This window comes from Streptococcus vestibularis ATCC 49124 (genome assembly GCF_000188295.1).
GTDB lineage: Bacteria > Bacillota > Bacilli > Lactobacillales > Streptococcaceae > Streptococcus > Streptococcus vestibularis.
Genome location: NZ_GL831125.1, coordinates 1 through 1,102, shown reverse-complemented (window position 1 = coordinate 1,102; position 1,102 = coordinate 1). Strand labels below are relative to the sequence as shown.

1 protein-coding gene is annotated in these 1,102 nt (G+C 40.7%); it reads left to right on the top strand.

What is annotated here, in order from left to right; genetic code table 11:
• Window positions 1-246: 246 nt before the first annotated feature.
• Window positions 247-1,102 (top strand): IS110 family RNA-guided transposase (locus tag HMPREF9425_RS09040; protein ID WP_037621941.1); only part of this gene is annotated, 856 nt, incomplete at its 3' end.

The window sequence follows — 1,102 nt, the reverse complement described above, 5'->3', positions numbered from 1 at the left end:
AAACATACTAAGATTAGTAGTGAAGAAATCTCCGACGGGAGAGAGTACTCACTACTTTTTCTTTATGTTAAAGTAGTGGTGTCTTGTAAAGTCGTAGGGCTCTATGGCGCTAGACGTCGCTTGACAAACTGGCAAGACACCTTGTTTTAGGTGGAGTTTGATCAAAGTATGTAGGACGCTAAACGTCGCGTATTGAAAATAAAATCACTAAAACATGGAATTATTCAAGACAAAAGAGGTAATGTCATGCGTGCAGTATTTGGAATTGATGTCAGTAAAACAAGTTCTGAGGTGGCCATTTTAGTCAATGGTGAGAAGGTTCATGGCTACACCATACTCAATGATACCATTGGATTCAATCGCCTGTTGGGCGACTTGAAAACTGTTCATAACCCTGAGATTATATTTGAGGCTACAGGCGTCTATTCTCGACGTCTTCAAGCCTTTCTTGAGGAATATAGTTACGCTTACACACGGCTAAATCCACTGGAAGCTAAGAAGCAATTGGACAGTCTGCGAGTTCGTAAAACAGATAAAATTGACGCTGAAAAGCTGGCTAAATCTCAGCTTGTGCACAATCGTAAACCAACTTACGTGCAGGAAGAAGTTTATCAACACCTGCGTGATTTAAGCCGTTTCTATCAAAATATGACAGAAGATCTTGTTCGAACTAAAAACCGTCTGCACAAGGTCCTACAAGTCACATTTCCTGAATTGGAAAATCTATTATCCACACCTACTGGAGAGCAATATTGGAACTTAGTGATGGCTTTTCCATGCAAAGAGTTTGTATTAAGCCTATCTCAAAGTAACTTGTGTGAGATTATCCGTCAATCTACCTCCAAACGCATCTCTGAAAAGCGTATTGCTTACCTAACTGATAAACTTATAAAACTCGCTAAACAATCTTTTTGTGCGGTCAAGAAAACCTCTCCAATGCTTGAAGAGGTTCGTTACTATGCTCAAGAGTTGCTTCGTCTTTCTGAACGCAGACAAGTTGTCTTAAACGACATGGTAGCTCTAGCTCAGCCTTTACCAGAGTATGACATCTTACGGTCAATTCCTGGCATCGCAGAAGCCACAGCGACATCTATCATTGGCG